Raw genomic sequence first — 16,009 nt, forward strand, 5'->3', positions numbered from 1 at the left:
ACCTAACCTTTTAATTTTTCAAATTCATTCATCAGAAATTCCCTCAAATTTTCAGCTTCTTCTTCGCCTTTTTCTAGATACTCAAGCAATAAATTTTCTAATTCTTTTAAAAAAGAAAAAAGTTCATTTTGCCAAATACTATCGTTTTTATTACTCAAATTCATGGTTTGTATGAAAGTCAGCTCCCTGCTTAAATCCCCAATTTTTTCTAAAAATTCATCTTTTTGATAAGAAATTTTTAATGCTAAATTAGTATTTTGGATATTTTCTTTAAATTCTCTGATTTTTTCATCGATTAAATCACAAAATTTCGGATAAATATCCATTTTAATAGGCTCTAAAAGAGTTCGCTCATCTATATTTAAAGTAAGCTTTTTAACAGCAAAATAAAGAGCTAAAAAAGACAAAGCTGCTATGAGTAAATAAATTCCTAGCATTAATAACCCTTAAGGGCTAGCATGCCACCATCTAAATTAATGCTTTCAAGTCCCAATTTTTCGGCTATAAATTCAGCTGCAACCATGCTTCTATGACCACTACGACAAATAAAAGCAAGTTTTTTATTTTCATCTCTTTTACTTTGAAATTCATCTAAAAATTTAGCATTTAAAAGCCCTTTATTATCATATAAAGCCACACATTGCGCATTAGGTAAAATACCTTCTTCCCATTCTAAAGGAGTGCGCACATCAAAAATTTGATATGCGTTTAAATCTTGCTTTGTCCAAAGACTTGCAGGGATATTTTCTATCATGAAAAAGCCTTGTTGATGATTTTTGTAAGGCTTGCATTAAATTCAGCAGGATTATCCACGCCCATACCTTCGCTTAGTTTTGCCATATTTAAAACTAGGGTTGCTATATCTGCGCTAAAGGTTTCGTTGTTTTTAAGACCTGTAAAAATAGCGTGTTTTGGATTGATTTCTAAAATAGGTTTGAAATTTTGCTCTTGACCCATTTGTTTTAAGAGTTGCTGCATAGCAAAATCAGGTTTATTTTTATCATAAACTATACAACTTGGGCTATCTTTTAAACGACTGGTTAGTCTTACATCTTCAACTTGATCTTTTAGAAGTTCTTTAAATTTAGCTACAAGTGGAGCAAAAGTATTTTTTTCCTCATCGCTTAGTTCATTTTTATCTTCTACTTGATTGATGGCTACAAATTTCAAACCTTCAAATTCTAGCATAGGAGTTACTAAAGAATCAATCTCATCGTCCATGAGTAAAACTTCTATATTTTTTTGTTTATACTCTTCAAGTAAAGGAGAAGTTCTTAATAAACTTTCATTATTTCCTGCTATATAAAAAATTTCCTTTTGTTCGCCTTGAAGGTCATTTTTATACTCCTCTAAAGAGCGTAAATTTTCACCTTTAGTGCTTTTATAAAGCATGAGTTTTAAAAGACTATCTTTTTCTCCGCCAAAACCATAAAGTCCTTCTTTTAATACTTTACCAAAGGTTTTAAAGAAAGATAAGTATTTTTCTTTATCATTGTTTTTTAGTTTTTCAAGTTCACCTAAAATCTTTTTAACGCTAGCTTCTTTAACACCTTTTAAAATTTGATTTTCTTGCAAAATTTCACGGCTTACATTAAGTGGTAAATCTTCTACATCGATAATCCCACGCACAAAACGCAAATAAGTTGGTAAAAGTTCTTTATCGTCATCGCTGATAAATACGCGTTTTACATAAAGTTTTAAGCCACTTTGATAATCCACACGGAATAAATCAAAAGGTGCATTTTGTGGTATAAAAAATAAAGAATTGTATTCTAATTTTCCTTCACTTTTAGTGTGAAGATAAAGTAAAGGTTTGTTTGAATCATGAAAATTTTGCTCATAAAATCTTTCATAATCTTCTGCTTTAAGGCTTGATTTTTGCATTCTCCATAAAGCATTGGCTTTATTGATTTGAGAAATTTTAAGTTCAGTTTTCCCTTCTTCTTCGCCTTCTTTAGCAGGAGTAAATTCTTCTTTTTCCATGAAAATTGGAAATTGAATATGATTAGAATATTTTTCTATAATGCTTTCGATTTTATAAGTATTAGCAAACTCATCATCTTTTAAGTATAAAGTAATGCTTGTACCTTGTTCTTCTTTGCTTGCGTCATCAATCTCATAACCATTTGCATCAGAACTCCAAAGATAAGCTTTATCATCTAAAGCTTTTTTACTTAAAACTTCGATTTTACTAGCCACCATAAAAGCAGAATAAAAACCTACTCCAAATTGTCCTATGAGTTGAGAATCTTTTTTAGCATCACCGCTCAAATTTTCTAAAAAGCTTTTAGTACCGCTTTTTGCTATGGTTCCAAGGTTGTTGATAAGATCATCTTTATCCATACCTATACCATTATCACTAATGCTTAAAGTTTTTTTATCTTTGTCAATTTTGATTTCAATTTTAGGTTCGAATTTTAAACTTTTATATTTATCATCACTTACGCTCAAAAAATTAAGCTTATCTAAAGCGTCGCTTGCGTTTGAAATAAGTTCTCTTAAAAAAATTTCTTTATTAGAATATAAAGAGTGTATCATAAGCTGTAAAAGCTGATTTACTTCGGTTTGAAATTGCATTTTAATCTCCTTTGTAATTTTTTAAAGTGGTATTTTAGCAAAAAATACAAATTCTAAAGTAAATTTAAAGATTTATTTGAAAATTATAAAACCAAGCCATGCGGCAAATAAGCAAAGAAAGACATTTAAGATAATATTTAACGCAAAATGAAGATAATTTCCACTTTGCAAAAGAAGTAAATTTTGATAAGAAAAAGTAGAAAAAGTTGTAAAAGCTCCTAAAAAACCTGTACTTATAAAGCTTTTAAGTAAAGGAGATAAACCTTTATTTTGTACATAAGAAAACAAAAGTCCTATGATAAAAGAACCCAAAACATTAACAAAAAGAGTTCCAAGGTTGATAGAATAAGGAAAAAATTTATTCACTAAATTAATAGAAAGCATTCTTAATATTGCTCCTATAAATCCCCCAAAACCAACAACTAAAAGGGTATTTAGCAAAGCTTAGCTCTTTCTTGATCGAGTAATTCTTGCATTTTTTTTCTAGTGTTTTCAAGCCATTTGTCATTATTTGTATCGACTAAATCCATGCAAATGATTTTAAGCACTCCACTGCTTGCACTAAAACTTTTTGTGTCTAAAATTTTTGCAGAATCCACAATTAAAATAGGCTGAACTTTAAGATTTAATTTTTCACTTAAAATTTTTGCTCCACTTTGAAATTTAAGCATTTTTTCATTTTTAGATCTAGTTCCTTCTGGAAAAATAGCCAAAACCCTATCTTCGCTAATTCTTTCTTTTGCTTCTTTTAAAACTCGTACCAAATCACGCGGATTTTTTCTATCTATACAAAGAAGTTTTGGTTTTTTCATAGCAACTTTGAAAATAGGAATTTCTCCTAATTCTTTTTTGGCAATCCAGCATAAATTTTTAGGATATAATTCTTCTAAAGCGATAATATCTAAAGCACTTTGATGATTCATTAAAATCATCTGAGCTTGTGGATTAAAAGTACCAATGATTTCTTGTTTATAAGAGATGGTATATCTTTGAAATTTAGCCCAAATTTTGCGGATTTTCCAAAGTGTGTTTTGAGATTTTGTAAAGTAAAAACAAAAAACCACCAAAGCAACACTTAAAACAAAAAAAATCCAAAAATAAAGAGCTTTAATTTTTTTGTAAATCATCTTTATTAACCCAACCTATTTTTCCATCAGAAAACAGTACTTTAATATAATTTTGTCTTTTGCCTAAAACTTCTACTTTTTCATCTGCATTTGCCGTATAAAAATAAGTTGAAGGCTCTGTAGGTAAAATTTTAGCCCTAGAACCAGCCTTGATAATTGCATTTTGAGTATTGGTATCTACAAGAAAACTAAGCGCAAAACAAACAACTGCCAAAGCCAGAATAATGTAATTTTTTCTCCATACAAATAAAGCTCCAAATAAAACCGCTAAAAACCATAAGGTATATTGTTTATAAATATTTAAGTCTTTATTTACAGGATTTAAATCACTCTGAGTGCTGATCTCATCGTCACTAATTTTTAGTTTTAAATTTATATTTTCAAGCTTTTTACTGTCCTTATTGAAATACGAAAATTCAAAATTTGTTTTACTTAATGGCAAAATAGCATAATAAAAAGCACTAGAAGCATTAAAATCCCCTTTTAAATTTTCAATGCCTTGCTTTTGAATTCCTTCTATAAAAAAGCTTTTAAGATTTGTATTGGTTGCGTTTAGTTCTACCATCATAATGATATTAGCATCATCAAAATAACTCGCTTTAACTTTTTTAATTTCCAAAGAACTTGCCACAAGGTGTGAAAAATCTTTATTGGATAAAGTATTTTCAAATTTGATAGGATTAAGATTGATATCAGCCTCTTGAAAAGCTTCATTATTTCTAAGAAGTTTGATAGAAATTTTACTCAAACTAGCATTTGAATTTTTAGCTTCAAACCATAAAGTTGTTTTATATTCGTTATTGATAAATTCCCATTTTGCATCTGGATTTAAAAAAGATAAATTAGTTTTTTCTACGCTTATGTTAAAATCAAATTTTGTATTTTCCGTAGTGCGAGCATAGATCGTAATAGGAAAAACTTCTCCAACATATACCCTACTTGGATATTCATCATTTGTAAGAACCAAACTCCCTTTAGCTATAAAAGGATCATCTACATTGCTTTCAAAGTCATTATTTTCATCGCTTGGCAGAATATTTTGATAAATTTTTTGTTCTTCTTGGGGTAATTTTTGTAATTCTTTTTGCATATTTTCATCTTGACCGCTAAATACAGAAATTTCACCTCTGCCGAACAATACAACAACACTAAAAACTAAAGTTAATAAAATTTTCAAAATAAAAAGCCTTTAAGCATTTTCAAACCTAGATCATTACCTAGAACTTTTTCACAAGCACGCTCAGGATGTGGCATGAGTCCAAAGATTTTTTTGTTTTCATCACAAATTCCTGCGATATCAAATACAGAACCATTTGGATTTGACTCGTATTTTAGAGTAATAAGATTTTTATCTTGCAATTCTTTTAAAGTAGCCTCATCAGCGTAATAATTTCCCTCTCCATGGGCAATTGGCAAATTAATAATTTCATCTTTTTTGAAATTTTTCAAAAAGGCATTATCATTAGAAACTACTCTTAAATTTTGGTTTTTTGAGATAAAGCTAAGATTGTTGTTATGCTTCATTGCACCTTTTAAAAGACCGCTTTCAAGTAAAATTTGAAAACCATTGCAAATACCTAAGATATATCCTCCCTTTTTTGCATGATTAAAAACACCTTGCATAACAGGAGCAAGTTTTGCAATAGCTGCACATCTTAGATAATCTCCATAAGAAAATCCGCCTGGCAAAACAACTAAATCTGCATCAAATTCTTTTTCTTCATGCCAAACAATCTGCGTTTTTACTCCAAGTTTTTCAAAGGCATAAGCTGTATCAAATTCACAATTTGTCCCTGGAAATCTAATAATAGCAACTTTCATTTTACTCTTTCTCAATTATAAGCTCATAATCTTCAATGACGCTATTTACCAACAACTCTTCACACATTTTTTTGACTTGTTCTTTGGCTAATTTTTCATCTTTCTCATCAAGAGAAATTTTGATTTGTTTTGCTATTTTTACTTCTTTTATGCTATTAAAATTTAAAGAATGCAAAGCTTTTTCCACCGCTTTGCCCTGTGGATCTAAAACCCCATTTTTTAAAGAAATATTTACAATAACTTCCATATTTTTCCTTAATTTAATATTCTTTTTAAAACTTCTTCATAAGCCATTTTTACATTACCTAGATCTTGACGAAATCTATCTTTGTCTAATTTTTCATTACTAAATTTATCCCAAAATCTACAACTATCAGGACTTATTTCATCAGCTAAAACAAGCTCATTATCTTTAGTTAAACCCAATTCGATTTTAAAGTCAATCAGCCTTAAATTCTTATTGTCAAAAAATGGAGTTAAAATAGAGTTAATCTTTCTAGCTATATTTTTAATTTCACTAATTTGAGCTTCATTTTGCACTAAATTTAAAATCAAACAATGCTCATCATTGATAAAAGGATCGCCTAAGGCATCATCTTTAAGACAAAATTCCACCAAAGCAAAAGGTAGTACAGTGCCATCTTTAATGCCCAGTCTTTTTGTAAGAGAACCTGTTGCAACATTGCGTACTATAACTTCAATAGGAACAATTTTACATTTTTTAACCACTTGTTCTGTATCGCTTATAGTTTCTACCAAATGGGTTTTAATCCCATTTTTTTCAAGCAAATGAAAAATTTCAGTACTGATTTTACAGTTTAATGCGCCTTTTCCACTTTCATTGCCTCTTTTTTCTGCATTAAAAGCAGTTAAATCATCTTTAAACTCACTAATTAGTAAATTTTCATCATCAGTTTTGAAAAGTTTTTTACCTTTTCCTTCGTAGAGCATTTCTTTTTTTGTCATTTTATTGTCCTTGTTTGATATTTAAAATTTTAATAGTATCAATAGCTGATTTTAACTGTGCGTCATCATTGATTTGTTTTTGACTGATTAGATTTTTATTGTCTTTATTTTCTTGTTTATCTTCTTTTTTATTTTTATCTATTTTTTCAAGCTCACTTTCTAAATGTTGTTTTAAGTCGCTTTCTTTTATAAAAAAACCATCTTCTTGAGTATTTACTTTACCTGGAAAAACTTCAATATCAGGTTTTACACCCACTGCTTGAATAGTACGGCCGCTTGGAAGATAATATCTTGCAATAGTAAGCCTTAAAGCTTCAGTTTTATTAATAGGTATGATTTGTTGAACACTACCTTTTCCAAAAGTATTTTCACCCACAATAACACCGCGTTTAAGATCTTGTAAAGCTCCACTTACGATTTCACTTGCACTAGCACTTCCACCATTTACAAGCACAACCAAAGAAGCATTAGAAATTTTGTTTTTAGGATCGGCTTTATATTCTTGATTTTCACTTGCGATGCGTCCTTTTTGAGAAACAATAACACCTTTATCTACAAATAAATTTACAAGTCCTATGGCTTGATTTAAAAGTCCACCAGGATTATTTCTAAGATCTAAAATAACCCCTTTAACATTAGGATATTTTTTAAGTTCTTTACTTGCCACATCTACAACATTTTTATCAAAATTTGTAACTCTAAGATAAAGAATGTTTTCATTTTCTATCATTTTTGCATAAACACTTTCTATCTTAATAATTTCTCTTGTAAGTGTAACATCAAAAGGTTTTGTTGCACCTTTTCTAAAGATGGTTAAAGTGATTTGAGTTTTTGGCTTACCACGCATTTTATCCACAGCATCATTGAGATTAATTCCCAAAGTGGCCTCATCATTAATTTTTAAAATAATATCTCCTGATTTTATCCCTGCTTTATCTGCTGGTGTTCCTTCTATAGGAGAAACAACTGTTAAAGCACCATCTTTCATACCTACGGTTATACCAAGGCCACCAAATTCACCATTGGTTTGAATTTTCATATCATTAAAATCTTTTTCATTTAAAAAAGAAGAATGCGCATCAAGATTGCTTAAAAGCCCTGATAAAGATTTATCCACCAAATCGCTGATATTTTGATCATCCACATAATATTGCTCTACTATGGCAAGAGTTTTTGTAAGCTTATCTAAAGCTTCTAGGCGTTTTTGAACCTGCTCTTCTTTTTGATCAACTTTAGCTTGTAAATGACTCGTTAAAAATAGACATAAAATAAAAGTAGTGACAAAGCCTGCAAGACCTGCAAAAAATCGTTTTGTTTTCAAAATAAGCTCCATTATTGAGTTTTAGTTTAAAGAGTAAATTTTAATAAAAATTACTTAAAACTTCGTAAATAAATTTAAATTCTTAAAAATATGTTAAAATAGACTAAAAATTCCAAAAAGAAAGTTAATACAATGTGCCAAGAAAAACATACTCATACACATTCTCAAAAACATCTTAAAGCAGTTTGCAATCGTCTAAGTAGAACCATAGGGCATTTAAGTGCTATTAAAAGAATGGTTGAAAATGACAAAGACTGTAGTGAAATTTTAATCCAGCTTGCTGCCGTAAAAGCCGAAGTTAACAATACCGCAAAAGTAGTTTTAAAAGAACATTTAGCTCATTGTATGGTACATGCTATAGAAGAAAATGATATTCAAAGCATAGAAGAATTAAACAAGGCTATAGATATGTTTATGAAATAGTCTAAAATTAGTCATTTGTCCTATTATTTAAAAAATTTTACTCAATTAACTTGACATTATATGACTAAAGTTATATAATGTCAAGTATATAAACTAAATAAAGGATAAAACATGGCAAATATACAAGATTTTTTAACTGATAATATGCTTTCAAACCTTGAAAGTGCAGCATCTTTAGCTATACATTCTAAAAATACCGAAGTCGTATCTTTGCACCTTTTATGGGCTTTAAGCGTAGATAGTACAAGTATTTTAAATCAAATTTTAAATAAATTAAATATTTCTAAAGAAGCCTTAGAGCTTGAAATTAAAAGCAGAATTTCAAAACTTGCAACGAGTTCAAATGTAAGCCGTGAAAATATACGCTTTTCCAATGAACTTATAAATTCATTAGAAAATGCTAAAGGATTGATGAGTGCTAATGGAGATAGTTATTTAAGTGTGGATACTTGGCTTATAAGTGAAAGTCAAAAAAGTCCTATTAAAGAAATTTTGGCGCAATTTTTAGATTTAAGAGAATTTCAAAAAGAGCTTGAAAGTCTAAGAGCGGGACGAAAAATCGATAGCAAAACAAGCGATGAAACCTTAGACAGCTTAAATAAATTTGGTATAGATTTAACCTTAAAAGCAAGTGAGGGTAAACTTGATCCTGTTATAGGCAGAGAAGAAGAAATCGAACGTTTGATGCAAATTTTAATACGCAAAACCAAAAACAACCCTATACTTTTAGGTGAACCAGGCGTAGGAAAAACAGCTATAGTAGAAGCTTTAGCACAAAGAATTATCAAAAAAGATGTTCCAAAATCTTTACAAAATAAAAAAGTCATCGCTCTTGATATGAGTGCTTTAATTGCAGGTGCAAAATACAGAGGAGAATTTGAAGATAGATTAAAAGCTGTGGTTAATGAAGTGATAAAAAGTGAAAATATCATTCTTTTTATCGATGAAATTCACACTATAGTAGGTGCTGGAGCGAGTGAAGGCAGTATGGATGCGGCAAATATTTTAAAACCCGCTCTTGCAAGAGGTGAACTCCATACCATAGGCGCAACTACTTTAAAAGAATATCGTAAATATTTTGAAAAAGATGCAGCCTTGCAGCGCCGTTTTCAGCCTGTAAATGTAGGTGAGCCAAGTGTTAATGAGGCTTTGGCTATGTTAAGGGGTATAAAAGAAAAGCTTGAAATTCATCATAATGTAACTATAAATGATAGCGCTTTAGTAGCCGCAGCTAAACTTTCAAAGCGTTATATAGCAGATCGTTTTTTACCTGATAAAGCCATTGATTTAATCGATGAAGCTGCAGCTGAACTGAAAATGCAAATTGAAAGTGAACCAAGTTCTTTAAGAAAAGTACGCAAAGATATAGAAACTTTAGAAGTTGAAAATGAAGCTTTAAAAATGGAAAATGATGAGAAAAATCAAAAAAGACTCGATGAAATCACAAAAGAACTAGCTAATTTAAAAGAAAAACAAAATGCCCTAAATTCACAGTTTGAAAATGAAAAAAGTGTTTTTGATGATATAAGCACTAAGAAAAAAGAAATTGATCTACTTAAAAATGAAGCTTCTTTAGCTAAAGCTAGAGGTGAATTTCAAAAAGCAGCCGAGCTAGAATATGGAAAAATTCCAAGTCTTGAAAAAGAAGTAGAAATTTTAGAAGATAAATGGAAAAAAATGAGCGAAAATGGAGTTTTACTTAAAAATCAAGTAGATGAGGATTTGGTTGCTGGAATTTTAAGCAAATGGACAGGTATTAGCGTGCAAAAAATGCTAACCTCTGAAAAACAAAAATTCTTAGAAGTGGAAAAACATTTAAAAGAAAGTGTCATAGGACAAGATAAGGCCTTAAGTGCTTTAGCTAGAGCCATTAAACGCAACAAAGCAGGACTTAATGCGGACAATAAACCTATAGGAAGCTTTTTATTTTTAGGGCCAACAGGGGTAGGAAAAACACAATCAGCTAAAGCTTTGGCGAAATTTTTATTTGATGATGAAAAAGCAATGATTCGCTTTGATATGAGTGAATTTATGGAAAAACATAGTGTTTCAAGACTCTTAGGTGCGCCTCCAGGATACATAGGGCATGAAGAAGGTGGAGAGCTTACTGAAGCTGTACGAAGAAAACCTTATAGCGTGCTTTTGTTTGATGAAGTTGAAAAAGCACATAAAGATGTATTTAATGTGCTTTTAGGGATTTTAGATGATGGTAGAGCAACCGATAGCAAAGGTGTAACAGTGGATTTTAAAAATACCATTATCATTTTAACTTCTAATATCGCCTCAAGTGCTATTATGAATTTAAGTGGAAAAGAACAAGAAGATGCGGTAAAAAATGAGTTAAAAAATTTCTTTAAACCTGAGTTTTTAAACCGCTTAGATGATATTATCACCTTTAATCCACTTGGAAAAGATGAAGCTTATGAAATAGTCAAGCTTTTATTTAAAGATTTACAAATGAGCTTAGAAAACAAGGGGATAAAAGCAAGTTTAAGCGAAAATGCAGCCCTTTTAATCGCTAAAGATGGTTTTGATCCTGATTTTGGTGCTAGACCTTTAAGAAGAGCTATTTATGATCTTATAGAAGATAAATTAAGCGATATGATACTTGCTGATGAACTTCATGAAAATGATAGCATTATCATTGATGCAAAAGATGATGAAATAATCATCAAAAAAGCTTAATCATTTTGAAAGTAGAAAGGAACTACTTTCAAAATATAATCTCACTTTCATTAAATTTCATATTTACTTTTGGTAATGGTGATTTGGTGGTATAATAAGCACTTTCTCCTTTATAATTTCCACGATAAACTCCATTAGGAATGCTAAATTTTCTAGTTGTATCAGGGAATTTTTCTATATATTGAGTTAAAAATTCTCTAAACACAGGAGCAGCCGTTCTAGCGCCACCTTCTGTATAACGCATAGGCTTGTTGTTATCATTTCCATACCAAATGATTGCTTCTATTTCAGGCGTAAGTCCACAAAACCAAGCATCAACACTTTTATTCGTTGTTCCTGTTTTTCCTGCTATTTCTATATCTTTTACTCTTGCATTACGCCCTGTGCCTTTTTCAACAACATTTCTCATCATATCTAAAACCAGAAAACTTTGCGCTTCATCGCTGACTTTACGCTCATTTGAGTTAAATTCCATGATGGTTTTACCGGTTTTATCCTGAACTTGTCTGATAATTTGAGGATCTTTAATTATACCATAGTTCCCAAACATGGTATAAAATTTCGAATACTCCAAAGGAGAAATACCAAAACTTCCCAATACGATTGATAAATTAGGCGGTATATCTTTAAATCCAAATTCCATTAGTTTAGAGTAAAGAACATCAAGCCCCATATCAAGTGCGAGATTAATGGTAGCTAAATTTCTTGATCTTGTTAAAGCTTCTTTTAAGGTAATTAAACCTAAAAATTTACCCCCTTCATTTTTAGGTTTCCAATCCTCATTATTACCCGCTCCACCTTCAAAAATTCTAGAAATATCAGCAATTTCACTCATAGGCGAATATCCTAAATTAATCGCCACTTGATACACAAAAGGTTTAAAAGAGCTTCCAGGTTGACGCATACTTTGAGTAGCGCGGTTATAATTACTTTTTTCATAATCAACCCCACCTACCAAAGCTAAAACATCACCACTTTGATGATTTACCACGACCATGGCTCCGTTTAAAGTGCTTAAATTTGCATCTTTATCGCGTTTTACTATCTCATCATAACCAAATTTCAAAGCATTCTGCGCCATATTTTGAACATCTAAGTCTATATTTAAAATGATTTTATATCCACCTGTTTTTAAGTCTTTGATATTAGGGCTTAATTGTTTAATCACTTCATCTACGACATAAGGAGCAGTATTTTGAGTAAGCGTATCATCATAAACTTGCGGAATTTCTTTGATGGCCGTATCATAATCTGCTTTTGAAATCCAACCTAGATTATACATTCTTGAAATAACATTATTTGCTCTTGAAATGGAAAGATCTAAATGCTTTGTAGGATCATAACTGCTAGGTGCTTTTGGCATACCTACTAGCATAGCAATCTCTTTAAGGCTTAATTCATTTAAATTTTTATGAAAATACCCCAAAGCTGCGGTTTTTACTCCATAATACCCATGTCCAAAAAAGATAAAATTTAAATATCTTTCTAAAATTTGCTCTTTAGTTAAAATGGTTTCCATTTTATAAGCAAGCAAAGCTTCGCGAATTTTACGCGTAATAGTTCTTTCAGGGGTTAATTCCGTATTTTTAATAAATTGCTGGGTAAGAGTGGAAGCTCCTTCCATGGTTTTTCCACCGCTTTTTATGATTTTTACAGCAGCTCTAAAAATGGCATCGATATTAACTCCATTATGTTCAAAAAAGCTTGTATCTTCTATAGCAACCAAAGCTTCTATAAGGCGTGGAGGAAGCTCTTCATAAGGAGCGTAAAAACGATGTTGTTCAAAAATATTAGCCACGAGCTTGCCATTTCTATCGTAAATTTGTGTTGTAAGAGGAGGTTTGTATTCTTTAAAAGTATAACCCTCAGTATCAGCACTTGTGAAAAGATAAGCCACATAAATAAATCCAGCTATAAACAAAAGAGTAAAAAATGAAAAAATATATTTTAATATTTTCATAAATAAGCCTTTAAAGTTTGGATATCAAGCCCTAAAGCAGTGCTTAGATTTCCTACTTGTTGGGTGATGAAATTTTGATGAAAACCCTCACACATAATACAACCCGCCTTGCCTTTATAAAGATCATTTTCTACATAATCTCTTAAAGCATTTTCATCAAAATTTTTAAAATAAAGCGTAGTTTTTGAAAGAGAAAAAACTCTTTTTTCAGGTTTTACAAGCAAAAAAGCCGATAAAATACTTGCATACTTGCCATTTTGCAAGGCAAGCATTTCATAGGCTTCTTTTTTATCCTTTGCTTTGGTAAGAATTTTTTCATCTATACAAACTATACTATCTGCAAAAAGTAAATTTTGGTTTTGAAAATCTTTGCCTAAAGCACTTAAAAATTGTTTTTCTTTTTCAAGAACTATTTTTTGAACATATAAAAAAGGTGAAATATTTTTATTTAAATTTTCATCATAATCAAAACTAACTTGCCTAAAATCAATCTTTGCGGTTTTAAGCAAGTTAACCCTTGAAATGGAACTTGAAGCAAGAATTAACATTAAAGTGCTTTTTCTATCGTTTCTAAGCTTTGTTTTAAAGCTTCATCAATTTTGTTTAAATCTTTTCCACCTGCAGTAGCAAAATCATCTCTTCCGCCACCATTTCCACCTAAAATTTGCGCCGCTTCTTTAACTAAAGCTCCTGCTTTTAAAGGCGCATCTTTAACACCAGCTGCTAAAGTGATTTTTTCATCTTTTACTTGGATAAGTAAAATCACCGCTTTAGCAAATTTGTTTTTAAAATCATCAATCATAGCTTTAATATCGCCATTATCTATACGCTTTACGCAAATTTCAACACCTTGGATATTTTTAGAATCAAGCTCGGTTTTACTTGAGTTTTTAAGCTCATTTTTTAAACTTAAAATTTCATTTTTAAGTTTCTTAATCCCGCTTAAAATATCATTATTTTTAAGCTCATTTTTTGCTTTAGAAAGTTCTTCAAGTTGATTTTTTACAAATTCTAAAGCCGCTTTAGAAACCACAGCTTCAATGCGTCTAACTCCAGCACTCACACCACTTTCTTTAACTATGTAAAAACTTCCTATTTGAGCAGTATTTTTAACATGAGTTCCTCCGCAAAGTTCCTTGCTTTCACCTAGAGTTAAAACACGCACATTGCCTTGATATTTTTCATTAAACAATGCTATGGCACCGCTTTTTTTAGCTTCTTCTAAAGGCATATTTTCTAATATAGCTTCACTTGAGTTTATAATCATTTCATTCACTCTTTTTTCAATGCTTTCTAGCTCTTCTTTGCTTAAAGCTTTATGATGAGTAAAATCAAATCTTAGTTTATTGCTTTCAACCAAAGATCCTGCTTGGCTTACATGAGAACCTAAAATTTCTCTTAAAGCATGGTGCAAAAGATGAGTAGCTGAGTGGTGGCGTGCGATTTGCTCTCTTTTTTCTGTATCGATTTTTGCATGAACCGTATCGCCAACTTTTAGTTCTTCACCTGCTTTTACAAAGCTAAGATTGAGATTAAAAAACTTTTGCGTATCTAAAACTTCACACTTAGCTATAAACCCACTATCAGCACTTTGCCCCCCACTTGTCGCATAAAAAGGTGTGTTTTCAAGCATCACCCAACCCGCATCTTTAAGGGTAGAAACTTCTTTAAAATCTTCATCTAAAAGGGCTAAAATTTTACTTTCGCATTCTGCTTTTTCATAACCTATGAAATGATTTTCTCCAAATTTTTCAAGCAAGTTTTTAAAATCTCCGCTTGCAGTTTTATCTCCACTTCCTTTCCAAGAAGCCTTAGCGCGTGCTTTTTGCTCATTCATTAAAAGTTCAAATTTTTCTTCATCAACTTTGAGGTTTTTTTCCCTTAGCATATCAGCCGTTAAATCAAGCGGAAAACCATAAGTATCATAAAGCTTAAAGGCTACTTCTCCGCTAAAAATTTCTTTGGTGTTTTTAAGCTCTTCATTAAAAATTTCAATTCCATTTTCTATAGTGCTTAAAAATCTTTCCTCTTCAAGGCGAATTTGTTCTTTTATAAAGTCTTTTTTCTCATTAAGATAGGTATAATGTCCACCCATTAAATCGCATACAACATCAACTAGTTTATACATAAAAGCTTGTTTAAAACCTAGCAAATATCCATGCCTTAAAGCACGACGCAAAATACGACGCAAAACATAGCCTCTGCCTTCTTTGTCAAAACTTACCCCTTGCGCAAGTAAAAATACACTTGATCTTATATGATCGGCTATTACTCTAAAACTTGCTCCACTTTCATAAACATAAGTTTTATTACAAAGTTTTGAAATTTCATTGATGATTGGCATAAAAAGCGAGCTATCAAAATTGCTAAATTTACCTTCTTTAATCGCTGTTACCCTTTCAAGCCCCATTCCTGTATCAATACTTGGCTTTGGCAGTGGGCTAAGCACTCCATCAGCGCTTCTTTCGTATTGCATAAAAACAAGATTCCAGATTTCTAAAAATCTATCTCCATCTCCACCCATATAATCTTCGCTTGAGTTAAAATGCTCTTGTCCTTGGTCATAAAAAATCTCACTACAAGGACCACAAGGACCAGTATCGCCCATTTGCCAGAAATTATCTTTATCACCAAATTTGTAAATTCTTTCTTTTTGGATGTGTTTTTGCCATAGATTAAAAGCTTCATCATCGTTTTCATGCACGGTTACATAAAGTCTGTCTTTAGGTAGTTTTAAAACTTCAGTTACAAATTCCCAAGCATAAGCTATGGCTTGTTCTTTAAAATAATCTCCAAAGCTAAAATTTCCAAGCATTTCAAAAAAAGTATGATGGCGTGCGGTATATCCTACATTATCTAAGTCATTGTGTTTTCCACCCGCTCTTATACAAGTTTGACAGCTTGTTTTGCGTGGAGGGTTTGGGCGTGGAATTTCTCCTGTAAATATACTTTTAAAAGGCACCATACCCGCATTAGTAAAAAGTAAAGTTGCATCATCAGGAACTAAAGGACTTGACGGGGTTATCTCATGTCCTTTTGATGCAAAAAAATCCAAATAAGCTTTTCTAATATCCATGAATTTTCCTAAAGAAATTTTTATAAAAACATATCATACCAAAATTACTTTAA

General features: G+C 31.0%; 14 protein-coding genes and 1 pseudogene. 2 read left to right on the forward strand and 13 right to left on the reverse strand.

The window, feature by feature from the left end; genetic code table 11:
- Positions 1–2: 2 nt before the first annotated feature.
- From AJ885_RS04535 to AJ885_RS04580, 10 genes and pseudogenes are all read right to left on the reverse strand, one after another.
- A complete protein-coding gene (locus AJ885_RS04535; RefSeq protein WP_070248437.1) occupies positions 3–437 on the reverse strand; it encodes a hypothetical protein in 435 nt (144 codons plus the stop codon).
- On the reverse strand, positions 437–754 hold the full coding sequence (locus AJ885_RS04540) for a rhodanese-like domain-containing protein (RefSeq protein ID WP_002861250.1): 318 nt from the start codon (positions 752–754) through the stop codon (positions 437–439). Before AJ885_RS04540 ends, AJ885_RS04535 begins: the two co-directional genes overlap by 1 nt.
- Positions 751–2,577: a molecular chaperone HtpG gene (htpG, locus tag AJ885_RS04545; protein WP_070209768.1), complete on the reverse strand. Its 1,827-nt coding sequence runs from the start codon at positions 2,575–2,577 to the stop codon at positions 751–753. Before htpG ends, AJ885_RS04540 begins: the two co-directional genes overlap by 4 nt.
- Positions 2,578–2,649: 72 nt before the next feature.
- Positions 2,650–3,018: a fluoride efflux transporter CrcB gene (gene crcB, locus AJ885_RS04550; protein ID WP_070209767.1), complete on the reverse strand. Its 369-nt coding sequence runs from the start codon at positions 3,016–3,018 to the stop codon at positions 2,650–2,652.
- Positions 3,012–3,704 carry a lysophospholipid acyltransferase family protein gene (locus tag AJ885_RS04555; protein WP_070209766.1) on the reverse strand — a complete coding sequence of 231 codons (693 nt, stop codon included), beginning with the start codon at positions 3,702–3,704 and terminating at the stop codon, positions 3,012–3,014. Before AJ885_RS04555 ends, crcB begins: the two co-directional genes overlap by 7 nt.
- Positions 3,685–4,881, reverse strand: coding sequence for an SH3 domain-containing protein (locus AJ885_RS04560; protein WP_070280807.1), 1,197 nt, complete (start codon positions 4,879–4,881; stop codon positions 3,685–3,687). The genes AJ885_RS04555 and AJ885_RS04560 overlap by 20 nt, the downstream gene beginning before the upstream one ends.
- Positions 4,853–5,525: pseudogene (gene purQ / locus AJ885_RS04565) on the reverse strand (phosphoribosylformylglycinamidine synthase I). The gene AJ885_RS04560 and the pseudogene purQ overlap by 29 nt, the downstream one beginning before the upstream one ends.
- A gap of 1 nt (position 5,526) precedes the next feature.
- Complete coding sequence (purS, locus tag AJ885_RS04570) at positions 5,527–5,772, reverse strand: phosphoribosylformylglycinamidine synthase subunit PurS (RefSeq protein WP_070209764.1); 246 nt, start codon at positions 5,770–5,772, stop codon at positions 5,527–5,529.
- 8 nt (positions 5,773–5,780) lie between these two features.
- On the reverse strand, positions 5,781–6,491 hold the full coding sequence (purC, locus tag AJ885_RS04575) for a phosphoribosylaminoimidazolesuccinocarboxamide synthase (protein WP_002880951.1): 711 nt from the start codon (positions 6,489–6,491) through the stop codon (positions 5,781–5,783).
- Between the two features lies 1 nt (position 6,492).
- Entirely contained in the window at positions 6,493–7,827 is a 1,335-nt protein-coding gene (locus AJ885_RS04580; protein WP_079860275.1) for a S41 family peptidase, read from the reverse strand.
- A gap of 117 nt (positions 7,828–7,944) precedes the next feature.
- Between AJ885_RS04580 and AJ885_RS04585 the strand changes: the two genes are divergently transcribed.
- Together AJ885_RS04585 and AJ885_RS04590 are read left to right on the forward strand one after the other, a co-directional pair.
- Positions 7,945–8,235, forward strand: a complete 291-nt coding sequence (locus tag AJ885_RS04585; RefSeq protein ID WP_002859054.1) for a metal-sensing transcriptional repressor — start codon at positions 7,945–7,947, stop codon at positions 8,233–8,235.
- Positions 8,236–8,346: 111 nt separating this feature from the next.
- Positions 8,347–10,920, forward strand: a complete 2,574-nt coding sequence (locus tag AJ885_RS04590) for an ATP-dependent Clp protease ATP-binding subunit (protein WP_044794215.1) — start codon at positions 8,347–8,349, stop codon at positions 10,918–10,920.
- 28 nt (positions 10,921–10,948) lie between these two features.
- On the opposite strand, the gene AJ885_RS04595 is transcribed toward AJ885_RS04590, so the two are convergent.
- Genes AJ885_RS04595 through alaS form a run of 3 tightly spaced genes read right to left on the reverse strand, consistent with a single transcriptional unit; the run spans position 10,949 to position 15,956 of the window.
- Positions 10,949–12,880 (reverse strand): penicillin-binding protein 1A, encoded by a 1,932-nt coding sequence (locus AJ885_RS04595; RefSeq protein ID WP_070209762.1) that lies wholly within the window; start codon positions 12,878–12,880, stop codon positions 10,949–10,951.
- Positions 12,877–13,428 carry a septum formation inhibitor Maf gene (maf, locus tag AJ885_RS04600; RefSeq protein ID WP_044779938.1) on the reverse strand — a complete coding sequence of 184 codons (552 nt, stop codon included), beginning with the start codon at positions 13,426–13,428 and terminating at the stop codon, positions 12,877–12,879. Before maf ends, AJ885_RS04595 begins: the two co-directional genes overlap by 4 nt.
- Positions 13,428–15,956, reverse strand: a complete 2,529-nt coding sequence (gene alaS, locus AJ885_RS04605) for an alanine--tRNA ligase (RefSeq protein WP_070280811.1) — start codon at positions 15,954–15,956, stop codon at positions 13,428–13,430. The genes maf and alaS overlap by 1 nt, the downstream gene beginning before the upstream one ends.
- Positions 15,957–16,009 lie beyond the last annotated feature (53 nt).

This window comes from Campylobacter sp. BCW_6464 (assembly GCF_001762775.1).
GTDB lineage: Bacteria > Campylobacterota > Campylobacteria > Campylobacterales > Campylobacteraceae > Campylobacter_D > Campylobacter_D jejuni.

Coding starts and splice junctions, on each gene's coding strand:
- AJ885_RS04555 (WP_070209766.1), bottom strand. CDS start 3,704: ATGATTTACAAAAAAATTAAAGCTCTTTATTTTTGGATTTTTTTTGTT.
- purC (WP_002880951.1), bottom strand. CDS start 6,491: ATGACAAAAAAAGAAATGCTCTACGAAGGAAAAGGTAAAAAACTTTTC.
- maf (WP_044779938.1), bottom strand. CDS start 13,428: ATGTTAATTCTTGCTTCAAGTTCCATTTCAAGGGTTAACTTGCTTAAA.
- AJ885_RS04595 (WP_070209762.1), bottom strand. CDS start 12,880: ATGAAAATATTAAAATATATTTTTTCATTTTTTACTCTTTTGTTTATA.
- alaS (WP_070280811.1), bottom strand. CDS start 15,956: ATGGATATTAGAAAAGCTTATTTGGATTTTTTTGCATCAAAAGGACAT.
- purS (WP_070209764.1), bottom strand. CDS start 5,772: ATGGAAGTTATTGTAAATATTTCTTTAAAAAATGGGGTTTTAGATCCA.
- AJ885_RS04590 (WP_044794215.1), top strand. CDS start 8,347: ATGGCAAATATACAAGATTTTTTAACTGATAATATGCTTTCAAACCTT.
- AJ885_RS04535 (WP_070248437.1), bottom strand. CDS start 437: ATGCTAGGAATTTATTTACTCATAGCAGCTTTGTCTTTTTTAGCTCTT.
- htpG (WP_070209768.1), bottom strand. CDS start 2,577: ATGCAATTTCAAACCGAAGTAAATCAGCTTTTACAGCTTATGATACAC.
- AJ885_RS04540 (WP_002861250.1), bottom strand. CDS start 754: ATGATAGAAAATATCCCTGCAAGTCTTTGGACAAAGCAAGATTTAAAC.
- AJ885_RS04585 (WP_002859054.1), top strand. CDS start 7,945: ATGTGCCAAGAAAAACATACTCATACACATTCTCAAAAACATCTTAAA.